Consider the following 18,865-nt stretch of genomic DNA (forward strand, 5'->3'; position numbering starts at 1 on the left):
ACGTCAGGTATGCCGACCCTGCCACCACAGCGCCATCAAGTCCTTTTGGCAACTGGCATTTTTGTCAGTAGACGAGCCTGCTGCCCTTGCGCAACGCTGGTCCGGGTGACTGGAAAAACCGACAAAAGGAACTGCGCATGACCTATGAGGAGCATTTTGCCCACATCAAAAGGCAGCTCCTGTGGCACAAACAAACGTTACTGACGCCCTCAGGCTTGCGTATCCGCAGCAATGGCACTTCATGGGCCGGTGTTCATGAAGCCTTCAAAGGTGAAGATGGCACCGAGCTGGTGATTGGCGAGCAGAGTGAAGTGGAAATCAGCTTCAGCCAGGAAGTCGAAAGCCTACGCCTGGAATGCTACGTCGTCAGCGACCAGCATTTCGAAGATGTGACAATGCTCATGGATACCGAGGGCTTCGATTGGGACGGGATTGCCCCGACCCCGCACAATTTTTACTGGCTGACGCTTTCGGGCAGCGGATACACCGAGTTCATGCCTGGCCATTTCTGCACTCAACCCTGCTACCAGCACCTCCCCGGGCCGTTTCGACGCCTGACCATCTCCACCTCCAGAGCCGGCACCGTGCATATCCGCAAGCTCGAGTGGACCCGCACCTGTCGTCATTGACCCGCAGCGGTTGTCCTGCCTCCCGGCATTGCTTAGGCTTACGCGGTCAAACATGCCGTAACGCCAGGAGAAGTGCCAATGGGCCTCAATGATCAGTGGATGCAGCGTGACCTGAAGGTCTTGTGGCACCCCTGCACCCAGATGAAAGACCACGAGCAGCTTGCGCTGATCCCGATCAAGCGCGGGGAAGGCGTGTGGCTCGAGGACTTCGAAGGCAAGCGCTACCTGGATGCGGTCAGTAGCTGGTGGGTCAATGTGTTTGGCCACGCCAACCCGCGCATCAACCAGCGCATCAAGGACCAGGTCGACCAGCTGGAGCATGTGATCCTCGCGGGCTTCAGCCACCAGCCGGTGATCGAGCTGTCCGAGCGCCTGGTCGCGATGACGCCTGCCGGTCTGGACCGAGTGTTCTATGCGGACAATGGCTCATCGTGCATCGAAGTGGCGCTGAAAATGAGCTTCCATTACTGGCAGAACATCGGCAAGCCGGCAAAAAAGCGCTTCGTCACCCTGACCAACAGCTACCACGGCGAGACCATCGCCGCCATGTCGGTGGGCGATGTGCCGCTGTTCACCGAGACCTACAAGGCGCTGCTGCTCGATACCATCAAAGTCCCCAGCCCGGATTGCTACCTGCGCCCCGAGGGCATGGGCTGGGAAGAACATTCGCGCAACATGTTCGCAGCCATGGAACAGACCCTGGCCGAACACCACGAGACCCTCTCGGCGGTAATAATCGAGCCGTTGATCCAGGGTGCAGGCGGCATGCGCATGTACCACCCGGTCTACCTCAAGCTGCTGCGCGAGGCTTGCGACCGCTATGGCGTGCACCTGATCCACGACGAGATTGCCGTGGGCTTTGGGCGCACCGGCACGATGTTCGCTTGTGAGCAGGCTGGCATCCGCCCCGATTTCCTGTGCCTGTCCAAGGCGCTGACCGGCGGCTACCTGCCGCTGGCCGCGTGCCTGACCACCTATACCGTGTACCAGGCGTTCTACGACGACTACCCGACGCTGCGCGCGTTCCTGCATTCGCACAGCTACACCGGCAACCCGCTGGCCTGCGCGGCGGCCCTGGCGACCCTGGACATCTTCGAACAGGACAACGTCATCGAGGCCAACAAGGCGTTGTCCGCACGCATGGCCAGCGCCACTGCGCACCTGGCCGATCATGCCCATGTTGCCGAAATCCGCCAGACCGGCATGGCCCTGGCGATCGAAATGGTCCAGGACAAGGCGGGCAAGGTCGCCTACCCGTGGCAGGAGCGCCGCGGCCTGAAAGTGTTCGAGCATGCCCTGACCCGCGGCGCCCTGCTGCGCCCGCTGGGCAGCGTGGTGTACTTCCTGCCGCCGTACGTGATCACGCCCGAGCAGATCGACTTCCTTGCCGAGGTGGCCAGTGAAGGCATCGATATTGCCACGCGAGACAGCGTCAGCGTGGCGGTACCGGCAAACTTCCACCCCGACTTCCGCGATCCGGGCTAACCGACCAGCAATCGCAACGCCTTGTAAGGGCGGCCTCGTGTCGCGAACGGGCTGCACAGCAGCCCCAAGGATCAGCAGCGCCGCCAAATGACCGGTGCTACTGTGCGGCCCTTTGGTGACACAAGGCCGCGCCTACAAGGACGATGTCCAACCTTCTTCCTGAGCAGAACCATGAGACTGTCCCGCTTCTTCATCGACGCCCCCCTGAGCCTCGGCGAGCACGACCTGCCCGAAGCCCAGGCCCACTATATCGGCCGCGTACTGCGCATGGCCCCCGGCGCTGCCGTGCAACTGTTCGACGGCAGCGGCCAGGAATACCTGGGCCAATTGCTCGAAGTGGGCAAGAAGACCGTGCGCGTCAGCCTCGACCAGGCCGTTGCCGGCCAGGCCGAGTCGCCATTGCACATTCATCTAGGCCAAGGCCTTTCCCGCGGCGAGCGCATGGACTGGGCCATCCAGAAGGCCACCGAACTGGGCGCCAATGAAATCACCCCGATCGTCAGCGAACGCTGCGAAGTGCGCCTCAAAGACGAGCGCGCCGACAAGCGCCTCGCCCACTGGCGCCAGGTCGCGATCAGCGCCTGCGAGCAATGCGGCCGCTCGACGCTGCCGATCATCCACCCACCGGTGACCTTGGCCGACTGGATCAAGGGCAGCGATGCTGACCTGAAACTGGTCTTGCACCCTGTCGCAGAGCCGCTGACCAGTCATGAAAAACCGGCACGCCTGGCGTTCCTGATTGGCCCCGAGGGTGGTTTGAGCGATGCCGAAGTCGAACAGGCCAAGGGGGCAGGCTTCCAAGCTGCCCGTCTTGGCCCACGCGTGTTGCGCACTGAAACAGCGCCGGTGGTGGCCCTTTCGGTGGCGCAACAGCTGTGGGGCGATTTTTAACGCACGTAGAGCGATACCGCCACGAAGTGCATCAGGCTGCCAGCGATGACGAACAGGTGCCAGATGCCGTGCCAGTGGCGGAATCGGCTGTCAAATGCGAAGAAAATGATGCCCACGGTGTAAAACACACCGCCCGCCGCCAGCCAGGCAAAGCCGGCGGCGCCCAGGCTTTGCAGCAGCGGCTTGACCGCCACCAGCACGATCCACCCCATCACCGCATAGATGATGATCGATAGGACCCGCGCCTCCGAGCGTGGCTTGATTTCCTGCAGCATGCCGATCACCGCAAGCCCCCAGACCACCCCGAACAGGCTCCAGCCCCAAGGCCCGCGCAGGCTCACCAGGCAGAAGGGTGTGTAGCTGCCGGCGATCAGCAGGTAGATGGACAGGTGATCGAGCTTGCGCATGATCACCTTCGCCCGGCCGCGGGTGCTGTGGTAGAGGGTCGAGATGCTGTAGAGCAGCAACAGCGTGCCGCCGTAGATGGAGAAGCTGACGATCTTCCAGGGGTCGCCCTGCAGGCCTGCAGCGACGATCAGCCAGATGGCGCCGATGCAGGCCAGAACGGCACCGACCAGATGGGTCCAAGCGTTGAAGCGTTCACCGTGATACATGCAAACACAGACCTCCCAAGCACCTGCAAGGTTCAAGCTGCAAGCTTACAGCTTCAGTCATTGCAGCTGCGCGTCACGCACCAGCCTTTCCAGCCCAACCAAGTCTGGCACCCGTGCCACCTGCTCGCCCACCTGCACAGCCGCCAATTCCAGGCTACCCAGCGCCACATCCACATAATTGAGCTGGCTGTCGAGCTTGCACGAGCGTGGAATGTCCTGCAGCAACACCGCCAGATATCGCAGCCCGGTATCGCCCAAAGCGTTCAGCACCACGATACGTGCCCGCTCGCCGCACGGTGTTTCACCACCGCACGCTGCCTCGAAGCCGATCAGCGGCAGGTGCTGCTGGCGCCAATCGATCCACCCCAGGTGCCAGGCCGGCTCGGCACGCTGGCACACCAGGTTGCGCTGGCCGATCAGCTCGGCCACCGCCACATTGGGCAACACCAGGGTTCGGTCGCCCAAGGGCAACAGCAGGCCGGTCAGGCTGCTGCGCTGGCCTGCGATCAACTCAAGCATGGGTTTGGCTCCAATGGGCGATACTCTGCAGCAGCACCGACTCCTGATAAGGCTTGCCCAGGTAGTCGTTGACGCCGATGGCCATGGCCCGGTCGCGGTGTTTCTGCCCGGTGCGCGAGGTGATCATGATGATCGGCAGGTCTTTGAGGCGCTCGTCGCGACGAATGCGGGTAGCCACTTCAAAGCCATCCATGCGCGGCATTTCGATGTCCAGCAGCAACACATCCGGGCGGTGCTCCTCCAGCAACGCCATGGCATCGACACCGTCCTTGGCCGTCAGCACACTCATGCCATGGCGCTCCAGCAGGCGGCTGGTGACCTTGCGCACGGTCACCGAATCGTCCACCACCATCACCAGCGACGCCCGGCGCGGCGCCGGGCCGAACAGCGTACGCTGCACCCCGCTCCCCCCGGCAGCCGCGCCAGGCGACGCTGTTGGCCGCGCAACTGGCCAAGCAGATCAAGAATCAGTACCACCCGACCATCACCGAGCAGGGTCGCGCCAGACAACCCAGGCACGGCGGCGAACTGCGGGCCCAGGCTCTTCACCACAATCTCGCGGCTCGGCGACAGGCTATCGACCTGAATGGCGAACGACTGTTCCTGCGAATGCACCAGCAACACCGGCAATGGCACGCTCTGGCCCAGAAGGCTTGGCCGTGGCAGGCCTTGCAGCAGCTCGCCCAGGTAGCGCAAATCGTATTCATGGCCAGCATAGCCATAGCGCGGCACATCCCGCTGGTAACAGAGAGCCAGCTCGGCCGGCGGCACGCGCACGATACCTTCGATGGTGTTGAGCGGGATGGCATATTGCTCCTCACCCAGGTGGACCATCACCGCACGGTTGATCGACACGGTGAACGGCAGGCGAATCAGAAAGCGCGCACCTTTGCCCTGCGCCGACTCGATACTCATCGAGCCGCCCAGTTGCTTGACCTCTTCGTGCACCACGTCCATGCCCAGCCCACGCCCGGAAATCTGGGTGATCTTCTCTGCGGTGGAAAACCCCGGGCGCAAGATGAACTGCAGTATCTCGTGGTCGCTCAGGTGTGCCTGGGGGTCCAGCAGGCCACGCTTGATCGCCTTGCGCCGCACAGCCTCCAGCGGCACGCCGGCACCGTCGTCGGTCATCTCGATGACGATATCGGCCCCCTCATGGAGCAAATTCAGCTGGATGGTGCCCAGCTCAGGCTTGCCGGCAGCCAAGCGCGCTTCACGGGTTTCAAGGCCATGATCGACAGCATTGCGCAGCATGTGCTCCAAAGGTGCAACCATACGTTCGAGCACACTGCGATCAAGCTCACCTTCGGCATTGCCGACCACCAGTTCGACCTGCTTGCCCAACTCGCTGGCCACTTGGCGCACCACCCTCTGCAGGCGCGGCACCAGGCGCTCGAACGGCACCATCAACGTAGCGGTGAGGCCTTCCTGCAACTGGCTGTTCACCCTCGCCTGCTGCTGCAACAGGGCCTGCGCCTCCTGCGCGCGCTGGGCCAACGTCTCTTTCAGGTCAAGCAGGTCAGAGGCCGATTCGAACAACGCCCGTGACAATTGCTGCAGCTGGGAATGGCGGTCCATTTCCAGCGGGTCGAAATCCTCGTAGGCGTCCCCTTCGAACGGCTGACGGCTGCTGATTCGCCCTTGGGTTTCCATATCCAGGCGCAGCAACTGGTCGCGCATGCGCTCCAGGGTGGTTTCCATCTCGCTCAAGGCGAACTGGGCGTCATTGACCTGTTGCTCGATACGCCCACGGATGACCGAGTGCTCACCCGCCAGGTTGCCCAGGTCATCGAGCAGTTCGGCATCCACCTTGACCAGGTCACCGGGGGCCCGCTCCGGCGTAGCGGCAGGTGCGTCGGCAGGTGCAGCCCCGGCCGGGGCCTGCCCGGCAGCGCTGTCGGTCAGGGCGGCGCTGCTGAAGTTGCGGATGTAGTCGATCAACGCGGTAGCCGCATGCAGCGGCTGCCCCAGGCGCACAGCGTCAAGCATGTGCGCCAGGCGGTCATGGCAGTTCTGCAACAGAGCGAACAACGGGGCACCAGGCGGCAAGCGCCCGGCAGCCAGCAGTTCGTACAAGAACTCCAGTTCGTGGGCCAGGTCGCCGATGGCGGCGATTTCCACCATGCGCGCCCCGCCCTTGAGCGTGTGCAAATCACGCAGCAGGTTGTCCACCTCGGCGCTGTTGCGCGGGTCGGCCTGCCAACGCGCAAGCGCGGCGGCGGCACTTTCAACAATGTCAGAGCTTTCTTCGAGGAAGACTTCAAGCAGCTCCTTGTCGCCCGGGTTTTCGGCCTCTTCGGCCAACGCCGGGGGACCATCAAGGCGCGTGACCGACCCGGGTGCCACCAGGCCGGTAGCATCGGGTGCCAGTGCGTCGTCCAGCAAGCCACGCAAGCCGTCGATGCAGGCTGGGCGGGCGGACGGTTCCTGGCCGGCTGCGATCTCGTCGAGCATGTCGAGGAGTACCCCATGGGCTTGCCGTGCCTGGGCGAAGAAGCGTTCATCAGCAGCAAGGCTGCCCTCTTCCACCGCGCCATACAGGTCCAGCAACGCTTCGCAGACATCGTCCATCTGCCTCAGGTCGGCCAGGTGCGCACCGTGACAGAGGGTGGTCAGCTCATCGAGCAAGCTGTCCAGCGACTGGCGTTGCCCAGGCTGCTCCTGCCAGCGCGACAACAGGGCCTCGGCATCCAGCAGAATGTCCATCGACTGGGCGAGGAAGCTGGCGATCACCTGTGGATCACGCTTGCCCCGGCGCCCATGCTGCGGCTCCTCATGCAAGCTGGCCAAGCGCATGTCCACGGCCTCACCGACCTGCTCGATCAACTGCGCCGCGCCCGGAATGGGAGCCAGCGGGCTGCTGCCCAATTGCGCGAGGCCCAGGTGCAACAGTGCGCGCGCCGCTTCCAGCCATTCCAGCTCGGCCATTTGCAAAGGCAAGTGGTGGCCCCGGTATTCGCGTACCAGCCGGTCGAACGCGGTGGCCAGCTCGGCGATCGGCAAAACGCCGGCCATCGCAGCGCTACCCTTGAGGGTATGCAAGGCGCGTTGCAGGGTGTCGCTGACATCGGTGTCATGGCCCCCGGCGCCCTGCAGAAATGCCTCCAGGCTGGCCAGATGGCCCTGCGCTTCATTGCGGAATATGTCCAGCAACAGCGGATCGAGGCCATCGATTTCGGCACCTGCCGGCGAATCGTTTTCCGCCAGCGCATGCAGATGGCTCGCCAGCTGCTCGATCTCGGTCACCTGTGGCATCTGGCCGGCGGCAAAGTCAGCCAGCAGGTCGGGCAAATGAACCACGACCTGCTGCAGGGCCACCACACCCTCCGGGGCCAGCGCCATACGCCCTTCCAGAACCCGGTTGAGCAGGTGCTCACCGCCCCAGGCCAATTCGGCGACCGCCTGGGCATGGACCATCCGGCCACTGCCTTTGAGCGTATGCAAGTCCCGGCGCACCTCCAGCAAGGCATCCCGCAGGCTGTTATCAGCGCGCCAGCGCAACCAGTGCCGCTCGATCTGTGGCAGCAGCTCGCCGGCCTCTTCAAGGAAAACCTCGCGCAACTCGTCATCAACCCCGTCGGTACTGCCGTCCTGGGCAATGACGCCAAGCGAGCATCGCACACCGAGCGCCGCCAGGCTGGCGCGCGCCCTGTCGAGGAAAGGTTGGGCATCGGCAAGAGGGTCGGCCACCCGCCATTGCAGGTAACACTCACTGGCGCTGAGGGCATCGGCCAGGTGGTCAAGCTCCTCCGGCGGCGGCTCGACGTCCAGGTGCTGCAACCAGCCGTGCACGTAACCTGCACAACCGGCCAAGACTTCGGCAGCTGCCGGCAGCATCAGCATCGCCAACGCCCCTCGCACTTGCTGCAGCAACCCCGGCAGTGGTTGCAGGCGCTGACGCGGCCAACCGGACTCCAGGCAATCTCCGATCAGGTCTTTGGCCTGCTGCAACACGTTCATCGACTCGTTCAACACCAGTTGGCGAATCTCGGCCAGGTCCGAGCCGGGCAAGCCGCCCTGCCCGCCCTGCTCCAGCGGGCCGACCATGCCATTGAGGCTCGCCTCCACATACAACAAGGCGCCCGCCACATCCATGAGTGCGGCGTCATCCGCCACGCGTTCACCCTGGGCCAACGCCTGCAGGGCCAGTACCTGATCGATGATGACCCGCCGAGGCTGCTGAAAGCCCAGGACCGCAAGGGTATCGGCTACATGACGCAAGGGGGCCAACAGGGCGTCCAGCTGTTCGCTGTGCTGACGATCCCCGCGCACGAACTGGTCCAGACGCTCCTTGATACGCATCAGGTCGTCGCACAATGCGCTGATCACCGAACGCAGGGCGTCACGCCCAGGCCCTGCCTGAACCTGCTCACGCCAATTGCCCAGCGACAGGTCTAGATTGGCCAGGTCGTCCGAGCCTGCAAAGCGCTGCGCCGCACCACTGACCAGGCTGCCTTGAGCCAAGGGCTCTACCCCCCTGCAAGCCCGCAACTGGTTAAGCAGCGGCAGCATGACCAACGGCAAGTCATGCCGCGCTCCGCGCAGCCGTTCCAGGTACGAGGGCAGTTGCTCAAGGCCGCGGAACAGCGGGCCCAGGCAGTCGCCGCGGGGGCTGACCTGGCCCTCGGCCAAGGCCCTGGCCAGCAACTCCAGCTCTTCGGCCAAGCGCGTGGCACCGCGCAGTTCGAGCATGCGCAGGCAGCCGTGAACCTGGTGCAGGTTATCCACCACGAACGCCAGCATGGACAAATCGTCCGTCTCCCCGGCAAAGCGCTCAAGGGCCTGGCGTGCCTGGCCCAGGCAATCGAGGATGGCCGCCTTGGTCCAGGCCAGGGCGACGGTATCGTGGCGCTCGGGGCTTACTGCTGCAGCCATCATGACTCCTCAGCGCCGCTCGGCAGGTGCAGGCAGGGTGAAACCGGACACGGAGCGGCGCATCTCGCTGGCCATTCGCGCCAGGTGGCGGATACTGTCGGCGGTTGCGCCGGAGCCAGCGGAGGTCTGCGCGGTAATCTGCTGGATCACCGACATGGTGTGGGAGATCTGCCCTGCCGAAGAGGTCTGCAACTGGGCGGCGTCGGAGATGCTGTGGATAAGTTCGGCGAGGTTCTGCGACACCCCTTCGATTTCGGCCAGCGCCACCCCGGCATCCTGCGCCAGGCGCGCACCGCGCACCACCTCGGCGGTGGTCTGTTCCATGGATATCACTGCCTCGTTGGTATCGGCCTGAATGGTGCGCACCAGTGCCTCGATCTGCCGTGTCGCCGAGGACGAACGCTCAGCCAGGCGCTGGACTTCATCGGCCACCACGGCAAACCCTCGGCCGGCCTCTCCCGCCAGCGAGGCCTGGATGGCGGCATTCAATGCGAGAATGTTGGTCTGATCAGCAATGTCGTCGATAAGGCTGACAATGTCGCCGATTTCCTGGGAAGATTCACCCAGACGCTTGATCCGCTTGGCGGTGTCCTGAATCTGCTCACGGATGTTGTCCATGCCGTTGATGGTGTTATGCACCACCTCGTTGCCCTTGTTGGCGATCGCCACCGAACGCTCGGCCACCTTGGCCGATTCGTAGGCATGCGCGGAAACCCGGTCGATCGATTCGACCATGTCACCCACCGCCTCGGAAGCCTCGCTGATCTGTTCGGCCTGGTGCTCTGAAGCTTTGGCCAGCTGGCGGGCAGTGTTTTGCGTGTCCTGCACTGCGGCAGCCACTTGCTCGGCGCTGTGGTTGATGGTGGCCACCAGGTCGCGCAATTGGTCGACGGAATAGTTGATCGAGTCGGCGATGGCACCGGTGAAGTCCTCGGTCACCGACACGGTCACGGTCAGGTCACCGTCGGCGAGCTCCTCGATCTCATCGAGCAGGCGCATGATCGCCTGCTGATTGCGCTCATTCTTCTCGGCGGTTTCCTGCAGTTGACGATGGGTTGCCCGCACCATCACCAGGCCGATCAGGATGATCGAGGCCAGCGCCAGCAGCCCCAGAACATACCCGCCCACAGTATCGAGGGTACGCCCGGCTGCCAGGTTCTCGAAGCCGTTGGCAAGGTGCGAGGCTTCGTCGAGCAATGTTTGCGAGAGGCTGAAAATGTTCCCGGCCGCTTCGCGAACGCGGAACAGCTCGGGCGAGGTTTCGAGGATTTCATCGACTGAACCGGCGACGAACTGGAACAGTTCGGCGATTTCGGCCAGGCGCGCACGTGCGTCGGCATCCTCGACGCGTGTCACCTGAATCGCCGGGTTGCCCGCCAGCATGCCTTCGAGCACCTGACCAAACCGGCTGGCATCGCGGCCGAAGGCATCGGCGGCCTGGGCAGCTGAGTCGTCGCCAGCCAGCACCGTGTTGACCGACCCCAGAATGCGTTCTGCGAGCAGCAACTGGCGCTGGGCCACCACCACCTGGCTGGCCGGAGCCCCACTCTGCAGCAAGACCTCCACAACCTTCTCGTACTCGACCTGTAGCTGCGGTACGGTTTCGGCCAAGGTCGCCGCCACCTGATGCAGCGATAGCACGGTCTGCTCGCTGGCCAGGATGATATCGGTGTCCTTGCGCAGGTTTTCCCAGTCCTGGCGCACCGCTTCCATTTCATCCTTCACGGCGGCGGGCGCCGCTGGCAGGCCAGTGGACTTGTCACCATCGCGCAGGTAGCTCCAGCGCTGCTCGAAATCGTTGCGCGCATCCGAAAGCAGCTTGAAAGCCAACGCCTTGCCGGTTGCAGCCTCGGTAGCATTCTTGGCGATGCGCTGCGACAGCACGCGCAGCTCGCCGGCATGGCCGATGTACTGTTTGTCGTGATTGGACTGGGTGTTGAGGTACGCAAAATTGGCGAACAGCAGGATGATCGAAAGGATCAGCACCACGAACAGCACAGTGATCTGAGCGATGCTGCGCGTGCGCGGGGTCATGCTGGTAGGGGCGACATTGGTGGCCGGCTTGTTCACGTTCGAATGTCCTATAGCGCCACGTCGAGAAAGCCCGGCGCCTGGGCCAGGGCGAAGGGGCTGAAGATGGCCCAGTTGCGCTCACGCGGGAAATGCCCCTGAACGAACCGTGCAGCGGCGCGAATCAGCGGCTGTGGCGGCGCAAGTTCCAGGGTATCCAGGGCAAAATGCTGCAGGCCGAGCACTTCGTCCACCAGCAGGCCGACGAACAGGTCCTCATGGTCCAGCACCAGCACGCGCCGCTGCTTGCCCGTTGCCGCGGGACCGAGGCCGAAAAAGCTGCTCAGGTCCATCACCGGCAACAACCTGCCGCGCAGGTTGGCTACCCCGCAAACCCAAGGCTGTACGCCCGGCACCCGACTGCTGCGTGGCTCGCGCGACACTTCGGCCACCTCGCCCATCGGCGCGACGAACCACTGCCCGGCAACGCGAAAGCCGATACCGCTCCATTGCTGCAGGCGCGTGTCCTGCGGCGGCTGGTCGGCAACCAGCAGTCGGCATCGCCGGTCGATGTCCAGTAACAGCTCGAAGGCGGTCAGCGACGCGCCTTGGGGGCGGGTGGTCAAGCGCCCAGCACTTCGTTGAGCTTTGCGATCAGGGCGTGCTCTTCCACCGGCTTGGTGACGAAGCCGCGCGCACCCTGGCGCTGCGCCCAGATACGGTCGGTTTCCTGGTCCTTGGTGGTAACGATGAGCACAGGAATTGCGCTGGTTTCCGGGTCCTTGCTCAATTGCCGGGTGGCCTGGAAGCCGTTCATGCCGGGCATGACGATGTCCATCAGCACCGCGTCGGGCTTTTCCTGGCGGGCCAGGGCCACAGCGTCAGCGCCGTTGTTGGCCTTGAGCACTTGGTGGCCATGCTTTTCGAGCCACTCGGTCAATCTGTACATCTCTGTCGGCGAATCGTCGACAATCAGAACTCGGGCCATGCTGTTTCCCCATCAGGAAAATAAAAGCCACGCCACCTCGGGCGTGGTCAGGGTGCGTGTTGTTCGTGCGCGGCGAACCCGGGCACGTGGGCCCTGATCGCGTCGAGCAGTTCTTCCTTGCTGAATGGTTTGGTCAGGAACTGATCGGAGCCGACCACCCGCCCGCGCGCCTTGTCGAACAGGCCGTCGCGCGACGACAGCAGGATGACCGGGATGTCCTTGAAGGCGCTGTTGTGCTTGATCACGGCGCAGGTCTGGTAGCCATCCAGGCGCGGCATGAGCACGTCGACGAAGATGATCTGTGGCTGGTGGTCAACGATCTTGGCCAGGGCATCGAAACCGTCGCTGGCGGTGATCACCTCGCAGCCTGCTTCACCGAGCAACATCTGCGCAGTGCGGCGGATCGTGCGTGAATCGTCGATCACCATCACCTTCAGGGGTTGTTCCATAGATGCCTACCAGAAAAAATTGAGCTGCAAGATGCAAGCGTCAAGCTGCAAGAAAAGGCGGACTGGCACATGGCTGGCTTTTCTTGAGGCTTGTAGCTTAAGGCTTGCAGCTCATTTTTAGCACACTCCGGGTGGCCATTCCATCTACCGCGCCCCTTGACCCGCGGCGTTCGCGGCGCCACCCTGAGCCACTTTTCTTTCGATTCGTCGCGGCTACCCGCCGCCAAGAGGAACCACCCCCATGAGCGTTCGCCTCGGCATTGTCATGGACCCCATCGCGTCCATCTCCTACAAGAAGGACAGCTCGCTGGCCATGCTGCTGGCCGCCCAGGCCCGTGGCTGGAGCCTGTTCTACATGGAACAGCGCGACCTGTACCAGGCCGAAGGCAAGGCCCGCGCGCGGATGCGCCCACTCAACGTGTTCGCCGACCCGGCGCGCTGGTTCGAGCTGGGCGAAGAGCAGGACAGCCCGCTGGCCGAACTGGACGTGATCCTGATGCGCAAGGACCCGCCGTTCGACATGGAGTTCGTCTACAGCACCTACCTGCTGGAGCAGGCCGAAGCCGAAGGCGTGCTGGTGGTCAACCGCCCACAGAGCCTGCGCGACTGTAACGAAAAACTGTTCGCCACCCTGTTCCCGCAATGCACGCCGCCTACCCTGGTCAGCCGCCGCCCGGACATCATTCGCGCCTTCGCCGCCCAGCATGGCGACGTGATCCTCAAGCCCCTGGACGGCATGGGCGGCACCTCGATCTTCCGCCACCGGGCTGGTGACCCCAACCTGTCGGTCATTCTCGAAACCCTGACCGCACTCGGCGCCCAGCAAATCATGGCCCAGGCCTACCTGCCGGCCATCAAGGACGGCGACAAGCGGATCCTGATGATCGACGGCGAACCGGTCGACTACTGCCTGGCGCGCATCCCGGCCAGCGGTGAGACACGCGGCAACCTGGCCGCAGGCGGGCGTGGCGAAGCACGCCCGCTGAGCGAGCGTGACCGCTGGATTGCTGCCCAGGTCGGCCCGACCCTGCGTGCAAAAGGCCTGCTGTTCGTCGGCCTTGACGTGATCGGCGACTACCTCACCGAGATCAACGTCACCAGCCCGACCTGCATCCGCGAGATCGACGCGGCCTACAACACCGATATCGGTGGCAAGCTGATGGATGCCATTGATCGCCAGTTGAAGGCGCGCTGACCGCCGACGCGGAGCAAAAGCGCAGAGTGGGGTATGATGCGCAGCCGCAAGCTGCAAGCTGCAAGCCGCAAAAAAGCCGGCCTGCACCAACCTGCCCTTACTTGCAGCTTGCGGCTTGTAGCTTGTAGCTGACTGTGGATACCTGATGACGCTGCCCGCCGACATCCCCGCCGACCTGCTTCCACCCCGCGTTCGCCCGGTGGACCGGCTTGGTTTTACCCTGTTCCTGGCTGCCCTGGTGCACCTGGCGCTGATCCTCGGCGTGGGCTTTACCGTGGTCAAGCCGGCTGAAATCCGCCAGACCATGGACATCACCCTGGCCACCTTCAAAAGCGAGAAGCTGCCCGAGAAGGCCGATTTCCAGGCCCAGGCCAACCAGCAAGGCAGCGGCACCCTGGAGAAGAAGGCGGTACCCACCACCACCGAGATCGCGCCGTTCCAGGACAGCAAGATCAACAAGGTCACCCCGCCGCCGGCGGCAAAACCCGAGGTGAAACCGCCGCCTGCGCCGCAAAAATCCGCCGTGGCCACCCAAGCTCCCAAGGCGCAGAAGGTCGAGCCCAAGCCGAAGGAAAGCAAGCCGCAGCCCAAACCGGCAGCAACGCCAGATTTCGACAGTTCGCAGCTGTCGAGCCAGATCGCCAGCCTCGAGGCCGAGCTGTCCAACGAACAGCAGATGTACGCCAAGCGCCCGCGCATCCACCGTCTGAACGCTGCCTCGACCATGCGCGACAAGGGCGCCTGGTACAAGGAGGAGTGGCGCAAGAAGGTCGAGCGGGTGGGCAACCTCAATTACCCCGACGAAGCACGCCGCCAGCAGATCTACGGCAACCTGCGGATGATGGTGTCGATCAACCGTGATGGCTCGCTCTATGAGGTGCTGGTGCTCGAGTCGTCCGGGCAGCCGGTACTGGACCAGGCAGCCCAACGCATCGTGCGGCTGGCGGCGCCGTTTGCGCCGTTTACCGGCGACCTGGCGGAATACGACCGACTGGAAATCATCCGTACCTGGCGGTTTGCCCGTGGGGATCGGCTTTCCAGTAACTGAGCTGCAAGCTGCAAGCTCGAATGCCTTGTCAGCCTCGCCACCTGGCGCCACACTATCCCCCATGAAAAACCTCGCCCCGAGCTACCTAAAGCATCAGTTCCTGATCGCCATGCCGCACATGGCCGATCCGAACTTTGCCCAGACCCTCACGTACATCGTCGAGCACAACGCCAATGGCGCCATGGGCCTGGTGGTCAATCGACCTCAGGAGCTGAACCTGGCGGACATCCTCGAGCAGTTGCGCCCGGACGAGGAACCGCCGGCCAGCACCCTGCAGGTACCGATCTACCAGGGCGGCCCGGTGCAGACCGACCGCGGCTTCGTACTGCACAGCAGCGAATGCAGCTACCAGGCCACTGTCGAGCTGCAAGGCCTGTCGCTGTCCACCTCGCAGGATGTGCTGTACGCCATCGCCGAAGGTGTCGGGCCACAAAAGAGCCTGATCACCCTGGGCTATGCCGGCTGGGAAGCTGGGCAACTGGAGGCGGAACTCGCCGATAACGCCTGGCTGAACTGCCCGTTCGATGCGGACATCATTTTTGGCCTGGCCAGTGAACAGCGCCTGGGGGCCGCAGCCGCCAGCCTGGGCATCAACCTCAGCCTGCTGACCAGCCAGGCGGGCCACGCCTGATGGCCGAGCTGCGCCTGCTGCTGGGCTTCGACTACGGCAGCAAACAGATCGGTGTGGCCGTCGGCCAGGTAGTGACCGGCCAGGCACGTGAACTGTGTACGCTCAAAGCGCAGAATGGCGTGCCGGACTGGGCCCAGGTGGAAAAACTGATCAATGAGTGGAAGCCCGATGCCATCGTTGTCGGCCTGCCATTGAACATGGACGGCACGCCAAGCGAAATGAGCGCCCGCGCCGAAAAGTTCGCCCGCCGCCTCAACGGCCGTTTCAACCTGCCGGTGCACACTCACGACGAACGCCTGACCACTTTCGAGGCCAAGGGCGAGCGCATGGCCCGCGGCGGCCAGCGCGGCAGTTACCGTGACAACCCGGTCGATGCCATCGCCGCGGCCCTGCTGCTGCAAGGCTGGCTGGAGGCCAATACCTAATTTTCCGCTTTGCCGTCGGGCCAACCCGGCGCCCTCCAGGAGACACGCAATGAGCCTACCCAATCCCGCCGATCTGATCCGGCAGATGGCTGTCGACCTTCGCGCCCATCTCGCCCGCCGCGGCATCACCGAGCCGCGTTACATCGGCATCCGCACCGGCGGCGTCTGGGTAGCCCAGGCCCTGCAGCAGGAACTGGCCGATGCCAGCCCGCTGGGCACGCTGGACGTGTCGTTCTACCGCGACGATTTCAGCCAGAACGGCCTGCACCCTCAAGTGCGCCCGTCAGAGCTGCCGTTCGAGGTCGAAGGCCAGCACCTGGTCCTGATCGACGACGTGCTGATGAGCGGCCGCACCATTCGCGCCGCGCTCAACGAACTGTTCGATTACGGCCGCCCGGCCAGCGTGACCCTGGTCTGCCTGCTTGACCTGGACGCCGGCGAACTGCCGATCCGCCCCAACGTGCTGGGTGCCACCCTGTCGCTGGCGGCCCATGAACGGGTAAAATTGACCGGCCCCGCACCGCTCGCACTCGAGCGCCAGGACCTCGCCACCGCTTCCGCCCTTTAAGAGTCCACTCGCGATGACGCCAATCGACGCCAAGCGCCCGCTGCAGCTCAATGATCAGGGCCAGCTGCGCCACTTTCTCTCGCTCGACGGTTTGCCCCGCGAACTGCTCACCGAGATCCTCGACACCGCCGACTCGTTCCTCGAAGTCGGCGCACGGGCCGTCAAGAAAGTCCCGTTGCTGCGCGGCAAGACCGTGTGCAACGTGTTCTTCGAGAACTCGACCCGCACCCGCACCACCTTCGAACTGGCCGCCCAGCGCCTGTCGGCCGACGTGATCAGCCTGAATGTGTCGACCTCCTCGACCAGCAAGGGCGAAACCCTGTTCGACACCCTGCGCAACCTCGAAGCCATGGCCGCCGACATGTTCGTCGTGCGCCACTCCGACTCGGGTGCCGCGCACTTCATCGCCGAGCATGTATGCCCGGATGTCGCGGTGATCAACGGCGGTGACGGCCGCCATGCGCACCCGACCCAAGGCATGCTCGACATGCTGACCATCCGCCGCCACAAAGGCAGCTTCGAGAACCTGTCCGTGGCGATCGTCGGCGATATCCTGCACTCGCGTGTGGCCCGCTCCGACATGCTCGCGCTCAAGGCGCTGGGCTGCCCGGACATCCGCGTGATCGGCCCGAAAACCTTGATCCCGATTGGTATCGAGCAGTACGGCGTGAAGGTCTACACCGACCTCACAGAAGGGCTGAAGGACGTCGATGTGGTGATCATGCTGCGCCTGCAGCGTGAACGCATGGCCGGCGGCCTGCTGCCCAGCGAGGGTGAGTTCTACCGCCTGTTCGGCCTGACCACCGCGCGCCTTGCTGGCGCCAAGCCGGACGCCATCGTCATGCACCCGGGGCCGATCAACCGCGGCGTGGAGATCGAGTCGGCGGTGGCCGACGGTAAGCATTCGGTGATCCTCAACCAGGTCACCTACGGCATCGCCGTGCGCATGGCGGTGCTGTCCATGGCCATGAGCGGGCAGAACACGCAACGTCAACTCGACCAGGAGAACGCCCAGTGACCCTCAGCATTCTTGGCGCCCGGGTCATCGACCCCAAGAGTGGCCTGGACCACGTCACCGACCTGCACCTGGACGGTGGCCGCATTGCCGCCATCGGCGCGGCCCCGGCTGGCTTCAGCGCCAGCCGTACAATCCAGGCAGATGGCCTGATCGCCGCACCCGGCCTGGTCGACCTCGGTGTATCGCTGCGCGAGCCGGGTTACAGCCGCAAGGGCACCATTGCCAGTGAAACCCGCGCCGCCGTGGCCGGAGGCGTCACCAGCCTGTGCTGCCCACCGCAGACCAAGCCGGTGCTCGATACCTCGGCAGTGGCCGAGCTGATCCTCGACCGCGCCCGCGAAGCCGGCAACAGCAAGGTCTACCCCATCGGCGCCCTGACCAAGGGCCTGGAAGGCGAGCAACTGGCCGAACTGGTCGCCCTGCGTGACACCGGTTGCGTAGCCTTCGGCAACGGCCTGAAAGAAATCCCCAACAACCGTACCCTGGCCCGTGCCCTGGAATACGCTGCCACCTTCGACCTGACCGTGGTCTTCCACTCCCAGGACCGCGACCTGGCCCAGGGCGGCCTGGCCCATGAAGGCGCGATGGCCAGTTTCCTCGGCCTGCCCGGCATTCCGGAAACCGCCGAGACCGTGGCCCTGGCGCGCAACCTGCTGCTGGTCGAGCAGGCCGGCGTACGTGCGCACTTCACCCAGATCACCAGCGCCCGTGGCGCGCGGCTGATCGCCCAGGCCCAACAACTCGGCCTGCCAGTGACCGCCGATGTGGCGTTGTACCAGCTGATCCTCACCGACGAGTCGCTGCGGGAGTTCTCAAGCCTCTACCACGTGCAGCCGCCACTGCGTAGCGCCGCCGACCGCGATGGCCTGCGCGAAGCGGTCAGATCGGGCGTGATCCAGGCGATCTCCAGCCATCACCAGCCGCACGAGCGCGATGCCAAGCTGGCCCCGTTCGGTGCCACCGAGCCCGGTATCAGCAGCGTCGAACTGCTGCTGCCATTGGCCATGACGCTGGTGGAAGACGGCCTGCTCGACCTGCCGACCCTGCTCGCCCGCCTGACCAGCGGCCCGGCGGCCGCCATGCGCCTGCCGGCGGGTGAACTGAAGGTCGGTGGCTCGGCGGACCTGGTGCTGTTCGATGCCAAGGCCTCGACGGTTGCCGGCGAGCAGTGGTACTCGCGCGGCGACAACTGCCCGTTCATCGGCCACTGCCTGCCCGGCGCGGTGCGTTACACCGTGGTCGACGGGCACGTCTGCCACGAGGGCTGAGTAAGCACACCGCTCGCTGTAGGAGCGGCCTTGTGTCGCGAAAGGGGTGCGAAGCAGCCCCGGGAATTTCCGAATAGTGCCGGGATCTTGGGGCCGCTTTGCGGCCCTTTCGCGACACAAGGCCGCTCCTACAGCGACCGCGCCCCGCACAGGCTGATAGCAACCATTCATCCCCCTCGGTTGAAATCCTTCCCCCCACCCCCATATGAGTCTGCATCAGGCAATTTTGCCCCGCTGCGTGGAGACTCTCCC

At 64.3% G+C, this 18,865-nt stretch carries 16 protein-coding genes and 1 pseudogene; 10 read left to right on the plus strand and 7 right to left on the minus strand.

Annotated features, from left to right (window positions below):
- The first annotated feature begins 137 nt into the window (after positions 1-137).
- The 3 genes from ACMGGN_RS20020 to ACMGGN_RS20030 all read left to right on the plus strand — a co-directional run bounded on the left by ACMGGN_RS20020 (position 138) and on the right by ACMGGN_RS20030 (position 3,005).
- On the plus strand, positions 138-629 hold the full coding sequence (locus ACMGGN_RS20020) for a hypothetical protein (protein WP_115273422.1): 492 nt from the start codon (positions 138-140) through the stop codon (positions 627-629).
- Positions 630-707: 78 nt separating this feature from the next.
- Positions 708-2,114 (plus strand): adenosylmethionine--8-amino-7-oxononanoate transaminase, encoded by a 1,407-nt coding sequence (locus ACMGGN_RS20025; RefSeq protein WP_414156243.1) that lies wholly within the window; start codon positions 708-710, stop codon positions 2,112-2,114.
- Positions 2,115-2,285: 171 nt separating this feature from the next.
- On the plus strand, positions 2,286-3,005 hold the full coding sequence (locus ACMGGN_RS20030) for a 16S rRNA (uracil(1498)-N(3))-methyltransferase (RefSeq protein WP_115273420.1): 720 nt from the start codon (positions 2,286-2,288) through the stop codon (positions 3,003-3,005).
- On the opposite strand, the gene trhA is transcribed toward ACMGGN_RS20030, so the two are convergent.
- From trhA to ACMGGN_RS20065, 7 genes and pseudogenes are all read right to left on the minus strand, one after another.
- Positions 3,002-3,619, minus strand: a complete 618-nt coding sequence (gene trhA, locus ACMGGN_RS20035; protein ID WP_115273419.1) for a PAQR family membrane homeostasis protein TrhA — start codon at positions 3,617-3,619, stop codon at positions 3,002-3,004. The two genes, ACMGGN_RS20030 and trhA, sit on opposite strands and share 4 nt — an antisense overlap.
- A 57-nt stretch (positions 3,620-3,676) precedes the next feature.
- On the minus strand, positions 3,677-4,138 hold the full coding sequence (locus ACMGGN_RS20040) for a chemotaxis protein CheW (protein ID WP_012312419.1): 462 nt from the start codon (positions 4,136-4,138) through the stop codon (positions 3,677-3,679).
- Positions 4,131-9,013 (minus strand): annotated as a pseudogene (locus tag ACMGGN_RS20045) (Hpt domain-containing protein). Before ACMGGN_RS20045 ends, ACMGGN_RS20040 begins: the two are co-directional and overlap by 8 nt.
- A 9-nt stretch (positions 9,014-9,022) precedes the next feature.
- Entirely contained in the window at positions 9,023-11,047 is a 2,025-nt protein-coding gene (locus ACMGGN_RS20050; protein WP_414156844.1) for a methyl-accepting chemotaxis protein, read from the minus strand.
- Between the two features lie 47 nt (positions 11,048-11,094).
- Positions 11,095-11,649, minus strand: coding sequence for a chemotaxis protein CheW (locus ACMGGN_RS20055; RefSeq protein WP_046785027.1), 555 nt, complete (start codon positions 11,647-11,649; stop codon positions 11,095-11,097).
- On the minus strand, positions 11,646-12,011 hold the full coding sequence (pilH, locus tag ACMGGN_RS20060; RefSeq protein WP_012312415.1) for a twitching motility response regulator PilH: 366 nt from the start codon (positions 12,009-12,011) through the stop codon (positions 11,646-11,648). The genes ACMGGN_RS20055 and pilH overlap by 4 nt, the downstream gene beginning before the upstream one ends.
- A gap of 47 nt (positions 12,012-12,058) precedes the next feature.
- Complete coding sequence (locus tag ACMGGN_RS20065) at positions 12,059-12,460, minus strand: response regulator (RefSeq protein ID WP_039602038.1); 402 nt, start codon at positions 12,458-12,460, stop codon at positions 12,059-12,061.
- 241 nt (positions 12,461-12,701) lie between these two features.
- Here ACMGGN_RS20065 and gshB point away from each other — a divergent pair, with 241 nt between their 5' ends.
- The 7 genes from gshB (at position 12,702) to ACMGGN_RS20100 (ending at position 18,613) form a co-directional block, all read left to right on the plus strand.
- The gene (gshB, locus tag ACMGGN_RS20070) at positions 12,702-13,655 is read left to right on the plus strand and encodes a glutathione synthase (RefSeq protein ID WP_039602037.1); all 954 of its coding nucleotides are present in this window, start codon (positions 12,702-12,704) and stop codon (positions 13,653-13,655) included.
- A 145-nt stretch (positions 13,656-13,800) separates the two neighbouring features.
- Positions 13,801-14,703, plus strand: a complete 903-nt coding sequence (locus tag ACMGGN_RS20075) for a TonB family protein (protein WP_414156244.1) — start codon at positions 13,801-13,803, stop codon at positions 14,701-14,703.
- A gap of 61 nt (positions 14,704-14,764) precedes the next feature.
- Positions 14,765-15,334 carry a YqgE/AlgH family protein gene (locus tag ACMGGN_RS20080; RefSeq protein WP_251962069.1) on the plus strand — a complete coding sequence of 190 codons (570 nt, stop codon included), beginning with the start codon at positions 14,765-14,767 and terminating at the stop codon, positions 15,332-15,334.
- On the plus strand, positions 15,334-15,759 hold the full coding sequence (ruvX, locus tag ACMGGN_RS20085; RefSeq protein WP_012312410.1) for a Holliday junction resolvase RuvX: 426 nt from the start codon (positions 15,334-15,336) through the stop codon (positions 15,757-15,759). The genes ACMGGN_RS20080 and ruvX overlap by 1 nt, the downstream gene beginning before the upstream one ends.
- Before the next feature lie 49 nt (positions 15,760-15,808).
- Entirely contained in the window at positions 15,809-16,327 is a 519-nt protein-coding gene (gene pyrR / locus ACMGGN_RS20090; protein ID WP_046785024.1) for a bifunctional pyr operon transcriptional regulator/uracil phosphoribosyltransferase PyrR, read from the plus strand.
- Between the two features lie 13 nt (positions 16,328-16,340).
- A complete protein-coding gene (locus ACMGGN_RS20095; protein ID WP_012312408.1) occupies positions 16,341-17,345 on the plus strand; it encodes an aspartate carbamoyltransferase catalytic subunit in 1,005 nt (334 codons plus the stop codon).
- Entirely contained in the window at positions 17,342-18,613 is a 1,272-nt protein-coding gene (locus tag ACMGGN_RS20100; protein WP_046785023.1) for a dihydroorotase, read from the plus strand. The genes ACMGGN_RS20095 and ACMGGN_RS20100 overlap by 4 nt, the downstream gene beginning before the upstream one ends.
- Positions 18,614-18,865: the final 252 nt, after the last annotated feature.

The organism is Pseudomonas sp. BNK-30 (genome assembly GCF_047456185.1).
GTDB lineage: Bacteria > Pseudomonadota > Gammaproteobacteria > Pseudomonadales > Pseudomonadaceae > Aquipseudomonas > Aquipseudomonas putida_E.